A 19,467-nucleotide genomic window follows, 5' to 3' on the forward strand; every position below is an offset into this window, starting at 1 on the left:
GCAGGCTTTTAGCGCTTAATCGACTGATAATTTCTCCCACGCCGCTGGCGCACTGAAAAACGCCTGCGCGTTACTGTCCAGCGTCTCCAAGTGATAACCCCCTTCCTGCACGATCAAGCATGGCAACCCCAGCCCTCGAATGCACTCGCCCAACCGCGCAAAGCCTTCCCGCGTCACCGCGACTTTGCTTTGCGGGTCCAACTCGTAAATATCAAAGCCCAGTGACAACACCAGCACATCCGCCGAGAAATCCTTCACCGCTGCCAGGGCCAGCTCCAGCTTGTCGAAAAACAGCGCTTCGCTGGCACCGTGGGGCATGGGCAGGTTGAGGTTGAACCCTGAGCCTGCACCATCGCCTCTTTCTTCGGCAAAGCCCGCCACCCCGGGATAGAAGTTGGTGGGATCGCCATGGATCGACGTGTAGAGCACGTCATCGCGCTGGTAGAAAATCTCCTGGATGCCTTGGCCGTGGTGCATGTCGGTATCGAGCACCGCGACGCGCTGGAAGCCTTGGCGTAACGCTTGCGCAGCCACCGCCGCATTATTGATGTAACAGAAACCACCCGCCGCATCGAAGCGGGCGTGATGCCCCGGTGGTCGGCACAAGGCGTAGGCGGCAGGTGCGCCATCGAGGATCGCCTTGGCAGCGGCGACGGCGCTTTGGGCTGACCAATACGCCGAGCGCCAGGTCAGTTCACCGATCGGGCAACTGCCATCTGCCAGGTAACGTGCCGCCTGGGCCAGAATGCCGCGCAGGGCGTTGGGCTCGCGCACGAAGATGTTGGACATGACTTCGTCGCCCCAGTCTTCAGGAATTTCCTTCCAGCGCTGGTGAGCCTCTTGAAGAAAACCCAGGTAGGCCGCGCCATGCACGGCGAGCAGCGGTTCCATACCGTAGTCGCTTGGTTGCTGGATATCAAAGCCCAGGGTTTGCGCAGCCAGCAGCAGGTTGCGCGCACGCTCGGGGACCTCCTGTGGCGTGCGCATCTGGCCACGAGAATAGTAGCTGCGTGGGTGATGCAGCAGTTGTTCGGGATGGAAAAACGTATTCATAGGATGCTCCTGGATAAACACAGAACCTGTGGGAGCTGGCTTGCCTGCGATTGCGCACGGTCAGAGCACAATGTACTGCCTGCTTCACCGCTATCGCAGGCAAGCCAGCTCCCACATGGGCACGGCGTCAGCCTTTAGAAATGAACCTGGCCGGCGCGTTTCAACACGGCGTTGAGCAATACATCTGTGCCCTGGCGCACGTCTTCAGGCAAGACATCTTCGGCTTCGTTGTGGCTCAGGCCACCGACACAGGGGATGAAGATCATCGCAGTCGGGCAATAGCGCGCCAGGTGGATAGCATCGTGGCCGGCACCGCTGATGATGGTCTGCTGGCTGTAGCCCAGAGCATCCACCGACGCTTGTACGCAGGCCACGCACTCAGCATCGAACGGCGTGGCCGGGCTGATCCAGTGCGGTGTGATAGTCACGCTGAGGCCACGGTTGTCGGCAATCGCCTGCAGGCGTGCGCGCACTTGTTGCTCCATAGCGTCGATATCGGCGTCGCGGTGATGGCGCAGATCGACAGTAAAGTCGAGCACACCGGGAATGGTGTTGCGCGACGACTTGGCGATGCTCAATTCACCCACAGTGGTCAGGCCATGCGGGGCAAAATCGGCAGCGAGGTTTTCCAGGGCCTGGATCATTTTTGCAGCGCCGTACAACGCATCTTTGCGCAGTGCCATCGGCGTGGTGCCCGCATGGGCAGCCATGCCTTCGACCCGCACATCGAGCCAGCGAATCGCCTGGCCGCCGGTCACCACGCCGATACTGTTGGCGTTGTCTTCCAGGATCGGGCCTTGCTCGATATGCGCTTCGAAATACGCATCCACTGCCCCACCCAATGCACGCTCGCCGTTATAACCGGTGGTGCGCAACGCCTCGGCCACGCTGACGCCATCACCGTCGGTGGTCGCCAGCGCCTTGTCCAGCGCGAGGGCACCGGTGAAGACCGCCGAGCCCAGCATCGCCGGGGTGAAACGCGCGCCTTCTTCGTTGGTCCACACCGCAATTTCCAGGGGTTTGCGCGTCTGGATGCCGTGGTCGTCGAGGCTGCGGATCACCTCCAGGCCAGCCAATACGCCGTACACGCCATCGAAGCGCCCGCCTTCGGGCTGGGTATCGAGATGGCTGCCGATCATCACCGGCGCGGCGTCATTGTCGGTACCCGCACGACGGGCGAACAGATTGCCGATGGCATCCACGCTCAACGTCAGGCCAGCCGCTGTACACCAGTGGCTGAACAGCTCGCGACCGGCCTTGTCTTCGGCGCTCAACGCCAGGCGGCAGCTGCCACCGCGTGCAGTCGCGCCGATCTCGGCCATGGCCATCAAGCTATGCCACAGGCGCTCGCCATTGATCTTCAACATTGCTGACTTCCTCAACTGTGTGCCATTTCCAGGCGGTGAGCCGTGGCGTGGCGGCGGGACAAGGCCAGGACGCACACCAACGAGACCGCCGCGATCACGCTGTAAAACACTGCCATCGGCCACCATTGGCCCAGGTATTGATGGGCCAGCCAGGTGCCGATCAACGGTGTCAGGCCGCCGGCCAATGCGCCGCATACCTGGTAAGCCAGAGAGATCGCGGTGTAGCGCACACGGGTTTCAAACAGGCCGCTGACAAAGCCTGCGATGACGGCATAGAACGACGCCATGCACACCACCGCCAGGGCAATGCCGAGGATGATCAAGGGCGCCTGGCCGCTGCTGACCAGCACAAACATGGGGTACGGCGACGCCATTGCCAGTACGCACATGGCGCACAGGAACCGTGTAGCGCCGACCTTCTCTGCCACCCAGGCGGCCAGTGGCTGAACGCAGAACTGGATAATGGCGACGAAGAACAGGCATTCCAGAATCAGCGAGCGCGGCAGGTTCAGTTGCTGAGTGCTGTAGGCAATCATGAAGGTGTTGGTGAAATACACGCCGGCAATCCCCAATGTGTTGGCGCCAATGCACAACAACAGTGGACGCCATGCGGTCTTCAGCACTTCCAGCACGGGGGCTTGGTCCTTCTTGATCGCCCGCGCTTTTTCCGCCTGGGCCTTGTCTTCGAGGAACTCCGGCGACTCATTTACACCCAGGCGAATCGCCAGGCCGACGACCAACAGCAAGGCACTGGCCAGGAACGGCAGGCGCCAGCCCCAACTGAGCAGGTCTTCTTCCGGTAAGCGGGTCACCGCACTGAACGCCAGCAGGGAAAGAATCAAACCGGCCGGGCTGCCCAATTGCGCGAAGGATGCAAAGAAGTTACGCCGCCCCTTTGGCGCATGTTCTCCGGCCATCAACACCGCCCCGCCCCACTCACCGCCCACTGCAATGCCCTGCACTACCCGCAGCAGTATCAGCAGCACCGGTGCTGCGGCGCCGATCTGCGCATAGGTCGGCAACAGGCCGATGCACACCGTGACCACGCCCATCATCACGAGGGTGATCACCAGGGATTTCCTGCGGCCGATGCGGTCGCCGATATGGCCAAACACAATGCCGCCCAACGGCCGCGCAAAGAAGCCCACGGCGAAGGTGCCGAACGCAGCCATGGTGCTGAACAATTTATCGTCGGAGGGGAAAAACAGCTGACCGAACACCAGCGCCGCAGCGGTGGCATAGATGTAAAAGTCGTACCACTCGATCATGGTGCCGATAAAAGCGGCGGCCGCGGCACGGCGAGGCTGCGGCGAAGCGGAAGGCTTCATGGGGCTGGCTCCTTTGGTTATTTTTTTGGCAGGAGAAGGTCGAACCGGTGCGCTCTGATGGCGCTTGTTGAGCCCGATTTTTCGGCCTGGGGCTATGATTAGTAAATTTTCTATTTATTATCTTGATTATAAATACTGCTTATTATCGAGCGACACCATGCCCGAATCCCGCCGCGATATTCACCCCCTGCTCAACGACCGCCTGGACTGGAACCTGCTGCGCACCTTCCGCGTGATCGGCCAGGAACTGAGCATCAGCCGCGCCGCAGCGCGCCTGCACCTGACGCAACCGGCCATCAGCCAGGCGCTCAAGCGCCTGGAGGAACAGCTGGATTGCCAGCTCATCGTACGTCGCGGCCCGCGCTTCGTGCTCACCGAGGCAGGTGAACAGATTTTCGCGATTGCCGGCGAGATGTACGGCCAGGTTTCGCAAATGAGCAACGCCCTGCAAAAGCCCGGCGATGAAGTGATCGGCAAAGTGCGCTTGCTGATGATCAGCCGGATTAATTCCGACACTTTCGATGACTTTCTCGCCAGCTTTCATCGCGAACATCCGCGGGTCGATCTGGAAGTCGAAGTGATGCGCAGCTCCGACATCGTCGCCGCCCTGCTGGAAAAAACCGCGACCCTGGGGTTGAGCCTCAATCGTCGGCCTCAGCCGCGCCTGGAACAGCACCTGTTTCTGCGTCAGCGCTACGCGTTCTTTTGCGGAAAACATCACCCATTGTTCGGGCGCACAAACCTGGCCGAGGGGGATTTGCAGTCGGAAAACTTCGTGAGTTTTACCAGCGACCAGATTGGCGGGATGCTCTCGCCGCTGACGATTTTCCGTGATCAGCAAGGCTTCGGTGGGCGGATCGTGGCGTCATCCTCCAGCCTGGAAGAAGTGCGGCGTTTGGTGATTGCCGGGTTTGGTTTGGGTTGCTTACCGACTCATGTGGTGGCGGACGATGTGAAAAACGGGCTGCTGTGGCGGTTGCCGCCGGATGAGGGGATTGCGGATGTGGATATTCACCTGTTGTGGAATCGCGAGCAGAAGATGAGTCGGGCGGAGGGGGTGTTTATTGAGTGTCTTATGGGGCGGTTGGCCGACGTATAATTGGCCACATCCTGCGTGTCAAAAAGCAGTTACAACTCACTGGATGCACGTCGAAGCACGCACGGCTAGGATTGCAGTCAACTAAGCCAATGGCGTACATTAGCGATGATTTTCATAGAGACGTCAGTCTTCACCCGTCGCGTTAAAGAATTGATCGACGAGGATGCCTACACGGCTCTTCAGAACGTGTTGGTAGTCAACCCTTCTGCTGGCGATGTAATCGAGGGTACGGGTGGAGTTCGCAAGATACGAGTAGCAGCCAAGGGCCATGGCAAACGAGGCGGGGCGCGGGTGATCTATTACCACTTCGTCTCGGCATCACAGATTGTTCTACTGATGATCTATCCCAAAAATGAACAGCAGGACTTGACTGCCGACGAGCGCAAGTCACTGAAGGCTGCGATTGAGCACTGGAGATAGCTATGAGCAGATTTTTTGATGAATTGATGGAAAGCGTTCAAGAGATGAACGAGATCCTGCGCGGAGAACGCGAACCTTCTCGTGAATTCCATGTTGATTCAATGCGAGTCAAAGAGATCCGTAAGGCGACAGGGCTGACCCAGGCTAAATTCGCAGCGCTGATTGATGTGCAACTTGGCACATTACGTAACTGGGAGCAGGGTCGTCGTGAACCTACCGGACCAGCAAAGGCATTGTTGAAAGCTATCCATAATGACCCAGTCCATGTACTGAATGCGTTGGCTAGCTAAAATAAGACTCCACTGCTGCGCCTTAAACATCGTCATAACCGGAAAAGCTCGGAGCTGACTCAGCGACGGGCTTTTTCGTTTGTACGGCAGATTTAAGGCTCTTTAAAATCTCACATCGATACCACTGATGATTACTATCGAAACGAGCGCCTGAACGATTGCCGCCACTGATTCCTATAATCGCTCCAAATTCCCTCCCCGCCTGGCTTCAGGCGACATCCTCCCGGAACCCAATCCCATGCCAAGCGCGAGCCAGGCCCCTAGCGGGCTTCCCGAACATAATCAACAAAGCGTCAAACAGCAGTGGCTGGCGATTCTTTCGGTCGCCGTGGGTGCCTTCGCCCTGGTGACCAGTGAATTCCTGCCGGTGGGCGTACTCAACGACGTTGCCAGCGACCTGGGCATCAGTGCCGGTCACGCCGGATTGATGGTCACATTGCCCGGCATCATGGCCGCCCTCGCCGCGCCGTTTCTGTCGGTCAGCATTGGCGCCATGGACCGTCGCTATCTGCTGATTGGCCTGACACTGGTGATGATCATCGCCAACTCGGTGGTGGCCTTCGCCACCGATTTCAGCCTGCTGCTGTTCGGCCGTGTATTGCTCGGCATCAGCATCGGCGGCTTCTGGGCCACGGCCATTGCCCTCAGCGGGCGGCTGGCGCCCAAAGGCGTGGGAGTTGCGAAAGCCACCTCGATCATCATGATGGGCGTGACCCTGGCCACCGTTCTGGGCGTGCCTGTGGGTACCTGGCTCAGTGGACTGATGGGCTGGCGCATGACCTTCCTGGTTACTGCGTTGGTGGGCATTCCGGTGCTGCTGGCGCAGATCTTCCTGCTACCGCGACTGACCCCGGAAAAGGCCATTGAGATTCGTGACTTGCCCGCGTTGTTTATCAACCCACAGGCGCGAGTCGGCTTGATCGCTGTATTGCTGATCGGCCTGGCGCACTTTGCTGCGTATACCTATGTCGCGCCCTTCTTCAAAAACAGCTCCGGCTTTGACGGCCCGACAATTGGTTCATTGCTGCTGCTCTATGGCGTAGCCGGGGTAATGGGCAATGTTTTTGCCGGTTTCGCCGCTAACCGCAGTGTGCGTCACACCCTGCTGCTGGTTGCACTGATGATTGGCACCAGCACAGCACTGTTCCCCTACTTCGCCACCGGCCTTTCCGGCGCCTCGATGCTGATCGCACTCTGGGGTTTCGCCTTCGGCGCCTTCCCAGCCTGCGCCAGTATCTGGATGTTTGTGGTGGCGCCCAAGGATGTAGAGCGCGGAATGCCACTGTTTGTGGCGCTGTTTCAGGTGATCATCGCCCTGGGTTCGTTCTTTGGCGGGCGCATCGTCGACCAGATGGGCAGCTCGGTGTTGTTGAGCCTGGCCACGGTGTTGGTGGGGTTCGGGTTTGCGACCGTGCTGGTGTTGGGGCGCAAGGTCAGTAATAACCTGGTGGCACAGCCTGCCTGACCGGGTTGTATGCGCAAAAAAGCCTGCTGAGCGTTGAGTTCAGCAGGCTTTTTTCGTTTCAGGGAGCAGGTATTTATTTGGCCGTGGGGAAATCACGCTCGAGTACGGCGTCCACCAAGGCTTGCGCGTTCTCGATCAATTGAGCCAGGGCCATGATCACGGGCGACTGCGTGCTGTGTGGATCTTCGGCGCATTGGTAGGCGGTTTGAAGGGCGGATGAGAGGATTTCGGTGGCGTTTGTGAGGGCTTCTTCGGTGCCAACATCTGCACCTACATGGAAGATTTTCCGAGGGGAAAATTCGGAGTCAGAATCGAGATTGCTCATTGTGTAGCTCCTGTATGCAATGGGAGCTGCCACATCCCGCTGTCAAACAGAATCAGGTGGCAGCTATGCGCGGGTTGACAGACCGGTATACAGGACCCGGCGCACCCGAAGATGCCCCACGCACAGCCGCCATAAAACGACGTCACAGCAGAAAAGCCTGTAATCGCATGGAGGTCGTACACCTGTAAATCAGTCTGTCAAAACCGGTCGCCATGAGGGCGACGGCGAAAGGTTAGCGTCCTGCCCCAGTCAACGCAACCCTGCTGGAAAACTGTCGAACCGGCACAACGTAAGCACCTGTTTCGGAAAAGCTTGGTAACCAGAATTCCGGCGAGGAACCTTGTGTGCATAAGCCTGCAAGCTAGCCTCAAAAAGGTCGCCGCCGTGGCGACATACTGTCAAGGATGCTGATATGCCAACGAGATATCGCGATGCGGTCACAGGTGAATACGTAACCGAGCAAGAGGCGAAGAAAAGACCAAGGGAAACGGTGAAGGAAACCGATAAAAAGCGCCCGGCAAAGCCGCCGGCCAAGAAGTAGGATCAACAGATGAGAGCGACTGCCGTATGTCCAGACAGACTTGCCAATGAAACCCGATTGCCCCAATGTAATGACCAACGTCATTACACAAGGAGCTATCCCTTGGCATCTATCAACATCCGTATCGATGACGACCTGAAAGCTCGCGCCTACCTTGAGCTGGAGAAACTCGGTGTCACCCCTTCCGAACTGATACGTCAGGCGTTGCAATATGTTGCCGAACGCGGCCAGTTGCCATTTAAGCCTGTCCTCATGACTGAAGAGGATGAAGCCTTGATGGCGACCGTACGTGAGCGCCTTGCGTCGCCTCAACGCGTGAGGGTTTCTTTGGATGACCTATAGCCTTGATTTTGATGCGCGTGCATTGAAGGAATGGCAGAAACTCGGCGACACCCTCCGTCAGCAACTCAAGAAGAAGCTGATGGAAATCCTGAACAACCCACGTATTGAGGCTAACCGCCTACATGGCCTGCCTGACTGCTACAAGATCAAACTGCGTAGTAGCGGGTACAGGCTGGTCTATCAAGTGATAGATCAGGAAGTTACCGTGTTCGTGGTCGCTATTGATAAACGTGAACGAGATCAGGCTTATCGCAAAGCGTCTGAGCGCCTTGATCAGCGCTAGGCAGGACTGGAAAAAATCACTGAAGCAGTCGTAGATAAAGGCTGGAAACGAAAAAGCCCCGCAGCTTATTCAGCTACGGGGCTTTCTCTATGTAATGGCGGAGAGATAGGGATTCGAACCCTAGGTACCGGTGAAGGTACAACGGATTTCGAATCCGTCCCATTCGGCCACTCTGGCATCTCTCCAACGGCGCGCATCATAACAGCATGATTGATGGATGCAAAGCGCCGAAGCGATTTTTTTCCGTGCTATCAGATGCTTGCGTCGATTACAGCGGTACGCCGAGACGATTGGCGACTTCTTCGTAGGCTTCGATCACGTCACCGAGGCCCTGGCGGAAGCGGTCTTTGTCCATCTTTTTCTTGGTGTCCTTGTCCCACAGGCGGCAGCCGTCCGGGCTGAATTCGTCGCCCAGGACGATGGAGCCGTCGTGGAACACGCCGAATTCGAGCTTGAAGTCCACCAGCAACAGGCCTGCGTCGTCGAACAGCTTGGTCAGCACGTCGTTGACCTTGAGGGACAACTCCTTCATGCGCGCCAGTTGTTCAGCGGTGCCCCAGCCGAACGCCACAACGTGGGATTCGTTGATGAACGGGTCGCCCTTGGCGTCGTCCTTCAGGAACAGTTCAAACGTGTAAGGGTTGAGCTTGAGGCCCTCTTCCACGCCCAGGCGCTTGACCAGGCTGCCGGCGGCGTAGTTACGCACGACGCATTCCACCGGGATCATGTCGAGCTTCTTGACCAGGCACTCGTTGTCGCCCAGCAGTTTGTCGAATTGGGTCGGGATACCGGCCGCTTCGAGCTTCTGCATGATGAAGGCGTTGAACTTGTTGTTCACCATGCCCTTGCGATCAAGCTGTTCGATGCGCTTGCCGTCGAACGCCGAGGTGTCGTTGCGAAACAGCAGGATCAGGCGGTTGGCGTCGTCGGTCTTGTACACCGACTTGGCTTTGCCGCGGTAGAGTTCTTCACGTTTTTCCATGATGGGCTCCGCTTTGAGTAAGGTGGGCTAGGCGATGTGTCGCCAATCGAGCCCTGAATCTTGATCGGCCAGTTGCAGCCAGTCCGGGTCGCACCCGAGGGTGTCGACAAAACATTGCCGGGCAAGCGTCGGCAGGTTGTTCTTGCTGCTGAGGTGAGCCAGGACCAGGTGTTGCAGGTCTTGCCAGCCCAACTCATACACCAGGTACGCCGCCTGGTGATTGTTCAAATGTCCCAGCTCGCCGCCCACCCGCTGCTTGAGAAAGTAAGGGTAGTGACCGCGCGCCAGCAGATCCCTGCAGTGGTTGGACTCGATCATCAAGGCATCGAGGTCCCGGTAACCGTCCAGCACCCTGGCGCAGTAGGAACCCAGGTCGGTCAGCACGCCAAAACGCCGCTGGCCGTCACTGAATACGTATTGCGTAGGCTCCTGGGCATCGTGGGCAACCGCGATGACATTGATGCTCAAGGCACCGATTTGCAGTTGCTCGCCACCGGCCAGAAAACCTGCCGGCTCGATGGGTTTACGCATCCCGCGCAGCGTGCCGCGACTCAAGTACACCGGCAGATTGTAGCGCCGAGACAGTAAACCCACGCCATGCACGTGGTCGGCATGTTCGTGGGTGACCAGAATTGCGCTCAACTGCGTGGGGTGAACCCCGAGGCGCAGCAGGCGTCGCTCGGTTTCTCTTAACGAGAAACCACAATCGACCAGCACATACGTGTCATCGTGGGCGACCAGCGTACCGTTCCCTTGGCTACCGCTGCCGAGAACGGCAAAGCGCACCGAATCAGCCCAGGTTGTCTTGAATCACGCCCAACACTTTGCGCGCTGTTTCAGCTGGCGCGACGGTGTTGATGTTCTTCTCGACGGTGACTTGCACGCTTTCGCCAACCTTGCTCAAACGAACCTGATAACGCTCGGCACGGGTTTCGATCTCTTCCTTGGTCGGCGCGCTGCCGAACAGTTTGCCGAAGAAACCTGGCTCGTCGTCTTTCTTCTCGGCCTTTTCAGCCACGTTGATGTAGTACAGGCCCAGGCTGCGGTTGATGTCTTCAACGCGCCAAGGGCCTTGCTCCAACGCACGGCCAACACTGGCCCAGGCACGGTCGAGGTCTTCACCCAGGTTGAGCACCACGTTACCGCTGCCGTCTTCGGTGAGGCTGACGCGGTTAGGGGTGTCGTAGTCACGGGCCGCGAGCAAGGAAACGGAACCGCCCTTCTCGGAGATACGGCTCATGCTGGCGAGCATCTCGTCGACCAGCGCGGCATCGACGCCGGTGTTGACCGAACGCGGGGTGAAATCGACGTTGGCCGTGCTGCCGGCAGGGCGCTCGGCGCTGACCACATAGACTTCACTGGTATTGCGCTGCACGCCTGGCTCGATGCGCACACGCACACGGGCCTCGCTTTCGGCGGCTACACCGCCGGCCAGCAGGCGCTGAGCCATGTTGGCGGACAACTCGCGGCCTTGCTGCCACGCCGTGGTGAACTCACCGGTTTGCGGGCGTTGCTGGTCGAGACGGAAACCGTTGTCCTGGAAGAACTGCACTGCCACCGGCCAGACTTCGGCAGGTGGGCGCTGAGCCACGATCCAGCGGTTGTCGCCACTTTTCTGCAGGCTGTAGTCGCTGGCATCGGCCACTGCCGTGATCGGCTGCGGGCGTGGTACTACGTACTCGCCCTTGACGGTGTCGTCGGCAACGTTGCGTGGGATCGGCAACAAGGGGTCAAGACGCTTGGCGACATTGACATCAGGCGGCAACTGCATCGGTTTGGTTGCTTGCGCTTCCAGGTAATCGCTGCCGCGGTCACGGAAGTAGCCTTCCGGGCCCCATACCCAACCGCAGCCACTGGTGCTGGAGATAATCAAGGCAAGTGCGGAAAGTCCGGCCAATCGCTTCATGCGTAGTGCTTCCTCAATTAAACCAGGACGCCGGACTGGCGCAGGGCCTGTCGCAGCGGTTCGTGACAGGCTTCGCTGAGCCGGGTGAGCGGCAGACGGATACCGTCCGGCATCAGGCCCATCTCAGTCAGCGCCCATTTCACGGGAATAGGATTGGATTCGATAAACAGTGTCTTGTTGAGCGGCATCAGCTTCTCGTGGATCGCACGGGCCGTCGCGGCATCGCCGGCGATGGCGGCGGCGCACATTTGGCTCATGGCACGCGGAGCCACGTTGGCGGTCACGGAGATGTTGCCCTTGCCACCCAGCAGGATCAGTTCGACAGCGGTAGCGTCGTCACCGGAATACACCAGGAAGTCACTGCTCACGCCGGCCAGGATGTCCTTGGCGCGCTGCAGGTCGCCAGTGGCTTCCTTGATACCGATGATGTTCGGCACGGTGGACAGGCGGATCACGGTCTCGGCCTTCATATCGCACGCGGTACGACCCGGTACGTTATAGAGGATCTGCGGGATCTGGACGGCTTCGGCGATGGCTTTGAAGTGCTGGTACAAGCCTTCCTGGGTCGGCTTGTTGTAGTACGGGGTCACCAGCAGGCACGCATCGGCGCCGGCTTTCTTGGCGTTGCGGGTCAGCTCGATCGCTTCGCGAGTGGAGTTGGCACCCGTTCCGGCGATCACGGCGATGCGGCCCGCAACGCGCTTGACCACGAACTCGATCACCTGGATGTGTTCTTCCACATCGAGGGTGGCCGATTCACCTGTGGTGCCGACCGCCACGATGGCGTTGGTGCCCTCTTGCAGGTGGAAGTCCACCAGTTTGCCCAGGCTGTCCCAGTCGAGACGACCTTGTGCATCCATGGGTGTGACCAGTGCCACCATACTGCCCGCAATCATGCAACCGCTCCTGCCGGAAAAAGAGAGCCGTAATGGTACTGGCGCCAAGATGCTTGTACAAGCGAAGTACCGCGTGAGGATGCGTTCTGGAGCAACTAAACGTCGAGCAATGCCATCATTGGGCCAAAGCACCGCTTCAAGCCGGCCGATCACGCAATGAAAACGCCACCTCCTAGCCCTTGGCGACGCTTTTCGCTACCCTTGATCCTTTGATCGATACGGCCCACACAGTATTGACCGCTCATCGCTTTAGGAAGGCTGCATGTCCACCCCCACAGTTCGCGAACAATTCCTTGTTATCAGTGCCCTCGGCGCCAACCCCATGGAGCTGACCAACGTCCTGTGCCGCGCCAGCCATGAGAACCGCTGCGCGGTGGTGACCTCGCGCCTGACTCGCCATGGCGAGTGCAGCGCGCTGGTTTTGCAGATTTCCGGCTCCTGGGACGCATTGGCGCGCCTGGAAACCGGCCTGCCGGGCCTGGCCAAAAAGCACGACTTCACCGTCAATGTGGTGCGCAGCGCCGCCCTGGAAAATCGCCCACAGGCCTTGCCTTATGTGGCGTACGTCAGCTCGGCCTACCGCTCGGACATCGTCAACGAGTTGTGCCAGTTCTTCATCGACCACAACGTCGAGCTGGAAAACCTGACCTGCGACACCTACCAGGCGCCTCAAACCGGCGGCACCATGCTCAACGCCACGTTCACCGTTACCCTGCCGGCCGGCGTACAGATCAGTTGGTTGCGCGACCAGTTCCTGGATTTTGCCGATGCCCTGAACCTCGACGCGCTGATCGAGCCATGGCGCCCACAGAACCCAATGTAAGGAAAGACTCATGCCGGTAGCCATCGACAAACCCGTCGCAGACTTCGAAGCCCAGGCCACCAGCGGCCAGACTTTCAGCCTCGCAGCTCTCAAGGGCAAGCAAGTGGTGATCTACTTCTACCCCAAGGACAGCACCCCGGGCTGCACCACTGAAGGCCAGGGCTTTCGTGACCAGTACGCAGCTTTCCAGGCCGCCAACACTGAAGTGTTTGGTGTGTCGCGTGACAGCGTGAAGTCCCACGAGAACTTCAAGGCCAAGCAGGAGTTTCCTTTCGAGCTGATCAGCGACAAGGACGAAGCGGTCTGCCAGCTGTTTGATGTGATCAAGCTCAAGAAGCTGTACGGCAAGGAATACCTGGGCGTGGATCGCAGCACCTTTCTGATCGACAGCGAAGGCGTGCTGCGTCAGGAATGGCGCGGCGTGAAAGTGCCGGGGCATGTGGATGCCGTGTTGGCGGCAGCGCAGGCGCTGAACAAGGCCTGATTGTGCGTCGATAAAGCCGTCAGGCCTTGCGCAACCAATACCGGTACACACCCTCGGCGTCTTCTTCATGCTCCAGGGTGTGGCCGGCGAGTTTGGCAAAGGTGCGGAAGTCACGCTGGGAGCCAGCGTCGGTGGCGGTCACCTTGAGCACCGCACCGCGGGCCATTTTATTGAGTTCCATCTTGGCCTTGAGCAAGGGCAACGGGCAGTTGAGGCCGCTGGCATCAAGTTCGGCGTCAAAGGCTAAGGCGTCGGTCATGGTGTTACTCCAGGCAAACATTCGGGTTGCTTAGAATATCTGGTCCCAGGCGCAGTGTCCGGCTACAGTAAGCTCTTTGTCGAAAGGCTTTGTGCATGACTTTTTTGCGCCCTACCCTGCTGACGCTCGCCTGCCTGCTGGCCTCCCCGGCCTTCGCTGACGAGCTGCCGTCACTTGGTGACGCCAGTTCTGCCATTGTCTCGCCCCAACAGGAATATCAACTGGGCCGCGCCTGGCTGGCCTATTTGCGCGGTCAGGTGTCGCAGCTTAACGACCCGCAACTCAAGGACTACGTAGAAACCAGCGTGTACAAGCTGGTGGAGACCAGCCAGGTCAACGATCGGCGCCTGGAATTCATCCTGATCAACAGCCCGCAGCTCAACGCCTTTGCGGCACCCGGGGGGATCATTGGGGTGAACGGCGGCTTGTTCCTCAATGCCCAGACCGAAGGTGAGTACGCGTCGGTACTGGCCCACGAACTGGCGCACTTGTCCCAGCGTCACTTTGCCAGGGGCGTGGAAGCCCAGTCACGCATGCAACTGCCAATGATGGCGGCGCTGCTTGGCGGCATTATTGCCGCCGCCGCGGGTGCCGGCGATGCGGGTATCGCCGCAATTGCCGGCTCACAAGCGGCTGCGATCCAGGAGCAGCGCCGGTTCTCCCGGCAGAACGAACAAGAGGCAGATCGCATCGGCATCCTCAACCTGGAGAAAGCCGGCTACGACCCGCGGTCGATGCCCACCATGTTCGAACGCCTGATGCGTCAGTACCGCTTCGATGCCAAGCCACCGGAGTTCCTGTTGACGCACCCAGTGACCGAATCGCGTATTGCCGACACCCGCAACCGCGCCGAGCAGGCCAAACTCGGCGGCAAGGAAGACAGCCTGCGCTATCAACTGATTCGCGCACGCGTGCAGTTGAAATACGAAGACACGCCTGGCCTGGCTGCCAAGCGCTTCCAGGCGCAGTTGGACGACAACCCCAAAAACGATGTAGCGCGTTATGGCCTCGCCATTGCGCAGATCAAGGGAGTCCAACTCAAGGAAGCACGGGAAAGCCTGGCACCGCTGCTGGCCAAGGCACCCAATGACATCACCTACAATCTGGCGCAGATCGAACTGGACATTACCAACAACCGCATGGCGGATGCCCAGCAACGGACTGACCGTATGCTCACCCAGTACCCCAGCAACTATCCGCTGAACCAGGTGCGGGTAGACCTGCTGCTTAAGCAGAACCGCACCGCCGATGCCGAAAAGGCGCTGGATGGCTTGCTCAAGTCACGCCCCGACGATCCGGACGTGTGGTATCAGGTGGCCGAAACACGCGGCCTGTCCGGCAACATCATCGGCCTGCATCAGGCCCGCGCCGAATACTTCGCACTGGTGGGGGACTTCCAGCAGGCCATCCAGCAACTGGACTTTGCCAAGCGCCGCGCCGGCAGTAATTTCCCACTGTCCTCACGTATCGACGCACGTCAGCGTGAGCTGATCGAACAGGAACGCCTGGTGAAAGGGATGATGAGCTAAACCCGTCACCCACAAAAAAGCCCCGCGGCCGTTAACCGGCAGCGGGGCTTTTTGTTTCTATTGCAATGCAGGCTTGACGATTACTCGGCCAACTTGAAGGTAATGAAGCTGGCACGACCTTGACGCAGTACGCGCATCGACACCGAACGGTTCTTCGGCAACGCCTTGGCGATGTCGGTGAACTCCTTGGTGGTGTTGATCGCCTGATTGTTCAGGTGAGTGATCACGTCGCCCGGCTGCAGGCCGATCAAGGCGGCTGGGCCATCCTGGACTTCCTTGATCACCACACCGCTTTGCAGGTCAAACGTCTTCTTCTGCTCGGCGGTCAGTTCAACCACGGCGATGCCCAGGCGGTTACTGCTGCGCTCTGCACCCGGCTTGGCATTACCCAGGGCATCCAGCGTCGCACCTTCTTCCGGGATCGCACCGACGGTCAGCTCCACGTTCTGGCGCTTGCCGTCACGAATCACTTCCAGTTTGGCTTTGCCGCCAGCCTTGAGCGCGCCGACCAGATGAGGCAGGTCCGCTGACATCACGATGGGTTGGCCGTTCATGCTCAGAATCACGTCGCCGACTTTCAGGCCGCCTTTGGCCGCTGGACCATTGTCCTGGATTTGCGCAACCAGAGCACCGGCCGGCTTGTCGAGGCCGAAGGATTCAGCCAGGTCTTTGTTGACTTCCTGGATCACTACGCCCAACCAGCCACGGCTGACTTTGCCACCGCTTTTGAGCTGATTGGAGACGTCCATGGCCACGTCGATCGGGATCGCGAAAGACACGCCCATGAAACCACCGGAACGGGTGTAGATCTGTGAGTTGATGCCTACCACTTCGCCAGCCAGGTTGAACAATGGCCCCCCAGAGTTGCCCGGGTTGATCGGCACGTCGGTCTGGATAAACGGTACGTAGTTTTCATTCGGCAGGCTGCGGCCGATAGCACTGACGATACCCTGGGTGACGGTATGGTCAAAGCCGAACGGCGAACCGATCGCGACGACCCATTGGCCGGCCTTCAAGTCCTGGGATTTGCCCAGCTTGAGAACCGGCAGGTCCTTGCCATCGATTTTAAGCAAGGCTACGTCGGAACGCGGGTCGGTACCGATCAGCTTGGCCTTGAGCTCACTGCGATCAGCCAGGCGCACGAGGATTTCGTCGGCATCGGCAATCACGTGGTTGTTGGTCAGAATATAGCCGTCAGGCGAAATGATGAAGCCGGACCCCAGGGATTGGGCTTCGCGCTGACCACCGCCACCACGAGGGGTGCGCGGTTGCGGCATACCGCGCTCGAAGAACTCGCGCAGCATGGGCGGCAAGCCTTCCAGGTCGGGCATCTGCTGGTTCGAGACTTTGCGATCCGGCAGTTTCTGGGTGGTACTGATATTCACCACCGCCGGTGAGGCTTGCTCTACCAGTTGGGTGAAGTCAGGCAGCTCAACTGCTTGCGCAGGCAAGGCCTGACCCAGTACCAGCACTGTGGCGACTATGGATAGGTAAGACTTCAAACGTGGTATCGACATACAGCTCCCGTTACGACGAGCAGGGTTAAGCGACAGGGTCCAATAAACGCCGAATGCGGCAAACGACATTTTTGTTCCGCGAACAAAACAAGGCCAGAGCCAACAAACCCTGACCTATAAAAAACATGGGAAGTTTTTGCAAGTGAAAATGCTGATCCAGAAATTTCATACGATCGGCCCTCAACCTAACTTGAGCACAGATTGAAAGGTCAGGATGAACATAGAATTAACAATCTCACGGCTTGGCAGCGGCATTTTCACCGCGTACCGACAGCGCGATACGCTCAGCAGTGCCGACGGGGATCTCCCCTACTACGGTGACCATCATCTCACCGTCAACCGTATTCAAACGCCGAGAAACCGCCACCGTCGGGCCGAGCTGAGCGCGGGTTTCATTCATGTCGGCGCCCTTGGCGGACTCAAGAAATACAGAAAAGCGTGCGAGCCCATCGTCATACATCAGGCTATCGACGGTCGATTTCGTTTGGCTGTCTTTGCGCGTGGTGCTGCTGACCTGCTGGAAGCCAGGCGGCAGCCAATCCAGATGCCACGCCTGGGAGGCAGGCATGTCAGAGGCTTTGTCGGTGGAAGCAGCAACAGGCGAGCATTCGCTGCCAGGCTGTAAGTCATGCTCGGCAGGAACGACCGAGGTATCCAGGCGCGCATACTGAAAGCGCTCCAGCAACTGCCCCTGATCATTGAGCAGCAGGGATTTGAGCGGCAGAGCCGTCTCACGATCCAGGTGCAATTCAAAGCCGTAGCGGTAGTGATCTCGCGGGCTGATTGACACAATCACAGCATGACGACCGGCCACGCGGGATTTGCCAATGACGGCAAGTTCATAGAATTGAGTGAGTTTTTTTGAATCGAGAGCACGCGAAGGTGCATCAGAAGAAGCAACCAACCCAGCACTCAGATCGCCACTGACGCAGTGCGTCCGGCCATCCAACCGTACGGTTTCCTGAGGCGAGCCGTCCAGTTGCAGCAACCGCTCACGGACATGACCGTCCTGCACACGGTGCCAGATAGCGTGGGTAGAAAAACTGCCATTACGTTCGTAAACAAACGTACCTTCAAAGCTTTGCTGCTGCTCTGCACGCCCAAGTCGAGTCAGCCAGTCTTGGGCTTCATCGGCATGGGCGGACTGTGCAATCCAACTACTGAGCAAAAGCGCAAGGAGCGGTATGGCGCGCATAGAGCTCCCTAACGGATCAGCGGTTTTCCTGACTGGCTGCGCGAGCGTATGGCAGAGCGCTTTCGGTGCCTTTGGCGGCCGATTCCTGTGCGTGCTGACGCAGGTAGCCTGGTAGACGCTGATCTTGCCAGCCGGATTGCCCTTGAAGCACACCATTGGCCATCGGACCTGTGGTATCAGAGCTTTCCTTGTAGCCTGCCAGTACAGCCGGGCCTTTGACTTGCGGACCCGCCATGACGGGCTGCTGAGTTTGCTGGGCCAGTTCGGCACCGGCAATTTCGTCCTGGTTGTACAGGCGAACACCAGCCAGTACGGCGACGGTCACCGAGGCAGCCACTGCCAGTCGACCCAGGCTACGCCACGGGCCACGAGCAGCTTTGGCCGGAACGGCTTCATCAGCCAGCGCGGCAGAAACGGCCGCAGCAATATCCAGACGAGGGATTAAAAGATCCTTGTGCATCACCGCCCGAGCGACTTGGTAACGAGACCAGGTATCACGGGTTTCGGCATCATCAAATGCGTTAAGCACTCGACGAAGTTCCAGTTCATCCGCTTCGTTATCCATCACTGCGGACAGCGATTCCTGCAGGGCATCACGACTCATGGCGGTTCCTCTCTTGGCTGTCGCCGCTGTCTTTAGTTTTCCTGCAACAATGGTTGCAAGGCTTTGTCGATGGCTTCCCGGGCCCGGAAAATCCGTGACCTTACAGTCCCCACCGGACATTGCATGACGCTCGCAATGTCTTCGTAACTCAGACCATCGAATTCACGTAAAGTTAATGCCGTACGCAAATCTTCTGGCAGTTGCTGAATTGTTCGATGGACGGTGCCTTCGATCTCGTCGCGCAGCAATGCACGCTCCGGCGACTCGAGATCTTTGAGGCCGTGATCACCATCGTAAAATTCAGCATCTTCTGAACTGACATCACTGTCTGGTGGGCGGCGGCCGCGAGACACCAGATAGTTCTTCGCCGTGTTAATGGCGATGCGATATAGCCACGTATAAAACGCACTATCACCGCGGAAATTTCCAAGTGCACGGTACGCCTTGATAAAGGCTTCCTGTGCAACGTCCTGCGCTTCATGGGTGTCGTGCACAAACCGCACGATCAACCCGAGAATTTTGTGCTGGTATTTCAGCACTAGCAGATCAAATGCTCGCTTGTCGCCGCGTTGTACGCGCTCGACCAGCTGCTGATCCTCTTCCTGGGTTAGCATGAACACTCCTCGTTGTACTTGAAGGAGGCTTGCATAACTAAACGATCAGGCTTGCAAACATAGACTCGGGCTTTTCGCAAAAGTTCTCCCCCTTCAAGCAAGTTTCCGGCATGCACTGATTTGGCACACACGAAAAACGCAGCCC

Annotated in this window: 22 protein-coding genes and 1 tRNA gene; 9 read left to right on the plus strand and 14 right to left on the minus strand. The window is 58.6% G+C overall.

Annotated elements, in window-relative coordinates; all coding sequences use genetic code 11:
- Positions 1-15 precede the first annotated feature (15 nt).
- From E4P01_RS16145 to E4P01_RS16155, 3 genes are all read right to left on the minus strand, one after another.
- Positions 16-1,053, minus strand: coding sequence for a histone deacetylase family protein (locus E4P01_RS16145; protein ID WP_216090886.1), 1,038 nt, complete (start codon positions 1,051-1,053; stop codon positions 16-18).
- Between the two features lie 134 nt (positions 1,054-1,187).
- Entirely contained in the window at positions 1,188-2,420 is a 1,233-nt protein-coding gene (locus E4P01_RS16150) for a Zn-dependent hydrolase (protein ID WP_216090885.1), read from the minus strand.
- Between the two features lie 11 nt (positions 2,421-2,431).
- A complete protein-coding gene (locus E4P01_RS16155; protein WP_216090884.1) occupies positions 2,432-3,748 on the minus strand; it encodes an MFS transporter in 1,317 nt (438 codons plus the stop codon).
- 157 nt (positions 3,749-3,905) lie between these two features.
- Between E4P01_RS16155 and E4P01_RS16160 the strand changes: the two genes are divergently transcribed.
- The 4 genes from E4P01_RS16160 to E4P01_RS16175 all read left to right on the plus strand — a co-directional run bounded on the left by E4P01_RS16160 (position 3,906) and on the right by E4P01_RS16175 (position 7,022).
- On the plus strand, positions 3,906-4,847 hold the full coding sequence (locus E4P01_RS16160) for a LysR family transcriptional regulator (protein WP_216090883.1): 942 nt from the start codon (positions 3,906-3,908) through the stop codon (positions 4,845-4,847).
- 105 nt (positions 4,848-4,952) lie between these two features.
- On the plus strand, positions 4,953-5,267 hold the full coding sequence (locus E4P01_RS16165; RefSeq protein ID WP_057022036.1) for a type II toxin-antitoxin system RelE/ParE family toxin: 315 nt from the start codon (positions 4,953-4,955) through the stop codon (positions 5,265-5,267).
- Between the two features lie 2 nt (positions 5,268-5,269).
- Complete coding sequence (nadS, locus tag E4P01_RS16170) at positions 5,270-5,557, plus strand: NadS family protein (protein WP_003189536.1); 288 nt, start codon at positions 5,270-5,272, stop codon at positions 5,555-5,557.
- A 238-nt stretch (positions 5,558-5,795) separates the two neighbouring features.
- Positions 5,796-7,022 (plus strand): MFS transporter, encoded by a 1,227-nt coding sequence (locus E4P01_RS16175; RefSeq protein WP_032877262.1) that lies wholly within the window; start codon positions 5,796-5,798, stop codon positions 7,020-7,022.
- Between the two features lie 73 nt (positions 7,023-7,095).
- On the opposite strand, the gene E4P01_RS16180 is transcribed toward E4P01_RS16175, so the two are convergent.
- On the minus strand, positions 7,096-7,347 hold the full coding sequence (locus tag E4P01_RS16180; RefSeq protein WP_103733513.1) for a DUF3077 domain-containing protein: 252 nt from the start codon (positions 7,345-7,347) through the stop codon (positions 7,096-7,098).
- 643 nt (positions 7,348-7,990) lie between these two features.
- Between E4P01_RS16180 and E4P01_RS16185 the strand changes: the two genes are divergently transcribed.
- Positions 7,991-8,230, plus strand: a complete 240-nt coding sequence (locus tag E4P01_RS16185; RefSeq protein ID WP_014717442.1) for a type II toxin-antitoxin system RelB/DinJ family antitoxin — start codon at positions 7,991-7,993, stop codon at positions 8,228-8,230.
- Positions 8,220-8,513 (plus strand): type II toxin-antitoxin system RelE/ParE family toxin, encoded by a 294-nt coding sequence (locus tag E4P01_RS16190; RefSeq protein WP_057022032.1) that lies wholly within the window; start codon positions 8,220-8,222, stop codon positions 8,511-8,513. The genes E4P01_RS16185 and E4P01_RS16190 overlap by 11 nt, the downstream gene beginning before the upstream one ends.
- Before the next feature lie 95 nt (positions 8,514-8,608).
- Here E4P01_RS16190 and E4P01_RS16195 read toward each other — a convergent pair.
- The 5 genes from E4P01_RS16195 to dapA all read right to left on the minus strand — a co-directional run bounded on the left by E4P01_RS16195 (position 8,609) and on the right by dapA (position 12,297).
- Positions 8,609-8,698: transfer RNA gene (locus E4P01_RS16195), tRNA-Ser, on the minus strand.
- 83 nt (positions 8,699-8,781) lie between these two features.
- Positions 8,782-9,495, minus strand: coding sequence for a phosphoribosylaminoimidazolesuccinocarboxamide synthase (gene purC / locus E4P01_RS16200; protein WP_005786030.1), 714 nt, complete (start codon positions 9,493-9,495; stop codon positions 8,782-8,784).
- A gap of 27 nt (positions 9,496-9,522) precedes the next feature.
- Positions 9,523-10,281, minus strand: coding sequence for an MBL fold metallo-hydrolase (locus E4P01_RS16205; RefSeq protein ID WP_005786028.1), 759 nt, complete (start codon positions 10,279-10,281; stop codon positions 9,523-9,525).
- 4 nt (positions 10,282-10,285) lie between these two features.
- A complete protein-coding gene (bamC, locus tag E4P01_RS16210) occupies positions 10,286-11,401 on the minus strand; it encodes an outer membrane protein assembly factor BamC (protein WP_078820545.1) in 1,116 nt (371 codons plus the stop codon).
- Positions 11,402-11,418: 17 nt separating this feature from the next.
- The gene (gene dapA, locus E4P01_RS16215; protein ID WP_032877264.1) at positions 11,419-12,297 is read right to left on the minus strand and encodes a 4-hydroxy-tetrahydrodipicolinate synthase; all 879 of its coding nucleotides are present in this window, start codon (positions 12,295-12,297) and stop codon (positions 11,419-11,421) included.
- A 262-nt stretch (positions 12,298-12,559) separates the two neighbouring features.
- Here dapA and E4P01_RS16220 point away from each other — a divergent pair, with 262 nt between their 5' ends.
- Both E4P01_RS16220 and E4P01_RS16225 read left to right on the plus strand, forming a co-directional pair.
- Positions 12,560-13,120 carry a glycine cleavage system protein R gene (locus E4P01_RS16220; protein WP_003189463.1) on the plus strand — a complete coding sequence of 187 codons (561 nt, stop codon included), beginning with the start codon at positions 12,560-12,562 and terminating at the stop codon, positions 13,118-13,120.
- 10 nt (positions 13,121-13,130) lie between these two features.
- On the plus strand, positions 13,131-13,604 hold the full coding sequence (locus E4P01_RS16225; protein WP_005786022.1) for a peroxiredoxin: 474 nt from the start codon (positions 13,131-13,133) through the stop codon (positions 13,602-13,604).
- Positions 13,605-13,623: 19 nt separating this feature from the next.
- Here the strand turns inward: E4P01_RS16225 and E4P01_RS16230 are convergent, their stop codons facing one another.
- On the minus strand, positions 13,624-13,863 hold the full coding sequence (locus E4P01_RS16230; protein WP_078820544.1) for a sulfurtransferase TusA family protein: 240 nt from the start codon (positions 13,861-13,863) through the stop codon (positions 13,624-13,626).
- A 95-nt stretch (positions 13,864-13,958) separates the two neighbouring features.
- Between E4P01_RS16230 and E4P01_RS16235 the strand changes: the two genes are divergently transcribed.
- Positions 13,959-15,392 (plus strand): M48 family metalloprotease, encoded by a 1,434-nt coding sequence (locus E4P01_RS16235; protein WP_032877266.1) that lies wholly within the window; start codon positions 13,959-13,961, stop codon positions 15,390-15,392.
- Positions 15,393-15,472: 80 nt separating this feature from the next.
- On the opposite strand, the gene E4P01_RS16240 is transcribed toward E4P01_RS16235, so the two are convergent.
- The 4 genes from E4P01_RS16240 to rpoE all read right to left on the minus strand — a co-directional run bounded on the left by E4P01_RS16240 (position 15,473) and on the right by rpoE (position 19,322).
- On the minus strand, positions 15,473-16,909 hold the full coding sequence (locus E4P01_RS16240; RefSeq protein ID WP_005786015.1) for a DegQ family serine endoprotease: 1,437 nt from the start codon (positions 16,907-16,909) through the stop codon (positions 15,473-15,475).
- 235 nt (positions 16,910-17,144) lie between these two features.
- Entirely contained in the window at positions 17,145-18,104 is a 960-nt protein-coding gene (locus E4P01_RS16245) for a MucB/RseB C-terminal domain-containing protein (protein ID WP_216090882.1), read from the minus strand.
- Between the two features lie 16 nt (positions 18,105-18,120).
- Positions 18,121-18,708: an RseA family anti-sigma factor gene (locus tag E4P01_RS16250; protein ID WP_005786011.1), complete on the minus strand. Its 588-nt coding sequence runs from the start codon at positions 18,706-18,708 to the stop codon at positions 18,121-18,123.
- Between the two features lie 32 nt (positions 18,709-18,740).
- Positions 18,741-19,322, minus strand: a complete 582-nt coding sequence (rpoE, locus tag E4P01_RS16255) for an RNA polymerase sigma factor RpoE (protein ID WP_003172477.1) — start codon at positions 19,320-19,322, stop codon at positions 18,741-18,743.
- Between the last annotated feature and the right edge of the window lie 145 nt (positions 19,323-19,467).

The organism is Pseudomonas sp. NCIMB 10586 (genome assembly GCF_023127895.1).
GTDB lineage: Bacteria > Pseudomonadota > Gammaproteobacteria > Pseudomonadales > Pseudomonadaceae > Aquipseudomonas > Aquipseudomonas synxantha_A.

Bases quoted from the DNA above. Each gene is read 5' to 3' on its own strand.
- E4P01_RS16145 (WP_216090886.1), bottom strand. From the start codon at position 1,053: ATGAATACGTTTTTCCATCCCGAACAACTGCTGCATCACCCACGCAGC.
- E4P01_RS16150 (WP_216090885.1), bottom strand. From the start codon at position 2,420: ATGTTGAAGATCAATGGCGAGCGCCTGTGGCATAGCTTGATGGCCATG.
- E4P01_RS16155 (WP_216090884.1), bottom strand. From the start codon at position 3,748: ATGAAGCCTTCCGCTTCGCCGCAGCCTCGCCGTGCCGCGGCCGCCGCT.
- E4P01_RS16160 (WP_216090883.1), top strand. From the start codon at position 3,906: ATGCCCGAATCCCGCCGCGATATTCACCCCCTGCTCAACGACCGCCTG.
- E4P01_RS16165 (WP_057022036.1), top strand. From the start codon at position 4,953: ATGATTTTCATAGAGACGTCAGTCTTCACCCGTCGCGTTAAAGAATTG.
- nadS (WP_003189536.1), top strand. From the start codon at position 5,270: ATGAGCAGATTTTTTGATGAATTGATGGAAAGCGTTCAAGAGATGAAC.
- E4P01_RS16175 (WP_032877262.1), top strand. From the start codon at position 5,796: ATGCCAAGCGCGAGCCAGGCCCCTAGCGGGCTTCCCGAACATAATCAA.
- E4P01_RS16180 (WP_103733513.1), bottom strand. From the start codon at position 7,347: ATGAGCAATCTCGATTCTGACTCCGAATTTTCCCCTCGGAAAATCTTC.
- E4P01_RS16190 (WP_057022032.1), top strand. From the start codon at position 8,220: ATGACCTATAGCCTTGATTTTGATGCGCGTGCATTGAAGGAATGGCAG.
- purC (WP_005786030.1), bottom strand. From the start codon at position 9,495: ATGGAAAAACGTGAAGAACTCTACCGCGGCAAAGCCAAGTCGGTGTAC.
- bamC (WP_078820545.1), bottom strand. From the start codon at position 11,401: ATGAAGCGATTGGCCGGACTTTCCGCACTTGCCTTGATTATCTCCAGC.
- dapA (WP_032877264.1), bottom strand. From the start codon at position 12,297: ATGATTGCGGGCAGTATGGTGGCACTGGTCACACCCATGGATGCACAA.
- E4P01_RS16220 (WP_003189463.1), top strand. From the start codon at position 12,560: ATGTCCACCCCCACAGTTCGCGAACAATTCCTTGTTATCAGTGCCCTC.
- E4P01_RS16225 (WP_005786022.1), top strand. From the start codon at position 13,131: ATGCCGGTAGCCATCGACAAACCCGTCGCAGACTTCGAAGCCCAGGCC.
- E4P01_RS16230 (WP_078820544.1), bottom strand. From the start codon at position 13,863: ATGACCGACGCCTTAGCCTTTGACGCCGAACTTGATGCCAGCGGCCTC.
- E4P01_RS16235 (WP_032877266.1), top strand. From the start codon at position 13,959: ATGACTTTTTTGCGCCCTACCCTGCTGACGCTCGCCTGCCTGCTGGCC.
- E4P01_RS16240 (WP_005786015.1), bottom strand. From the start codon at position 16,909: ATGTCGATACCACGTTTGAAGTCTTACCTATCCATAGTCGCCACAGTG.
- E4P01_RS16245 (WP_216090882.1), bottom strand. From the start codon at position 18,104: ATGCGCGCCATACCGCTCCTTGCGCTTTTGCTCAGTAGTTGGATTGCA.
- E4P01_RS16250 (WP_005786011.1), bottom strand. From the start codon at position 18,708: ATGAGTCGTGATGCCCTGCAGGAATCGCTGTCCGCAGTGATGGATAAC.
- rpoE (WP_003172477.1), bottom strand. From the start codon at position 19,322: ATGCTAACCCAGGAAGAGGATCAGCAGCTGGTCGAGCGCGTACAACGC.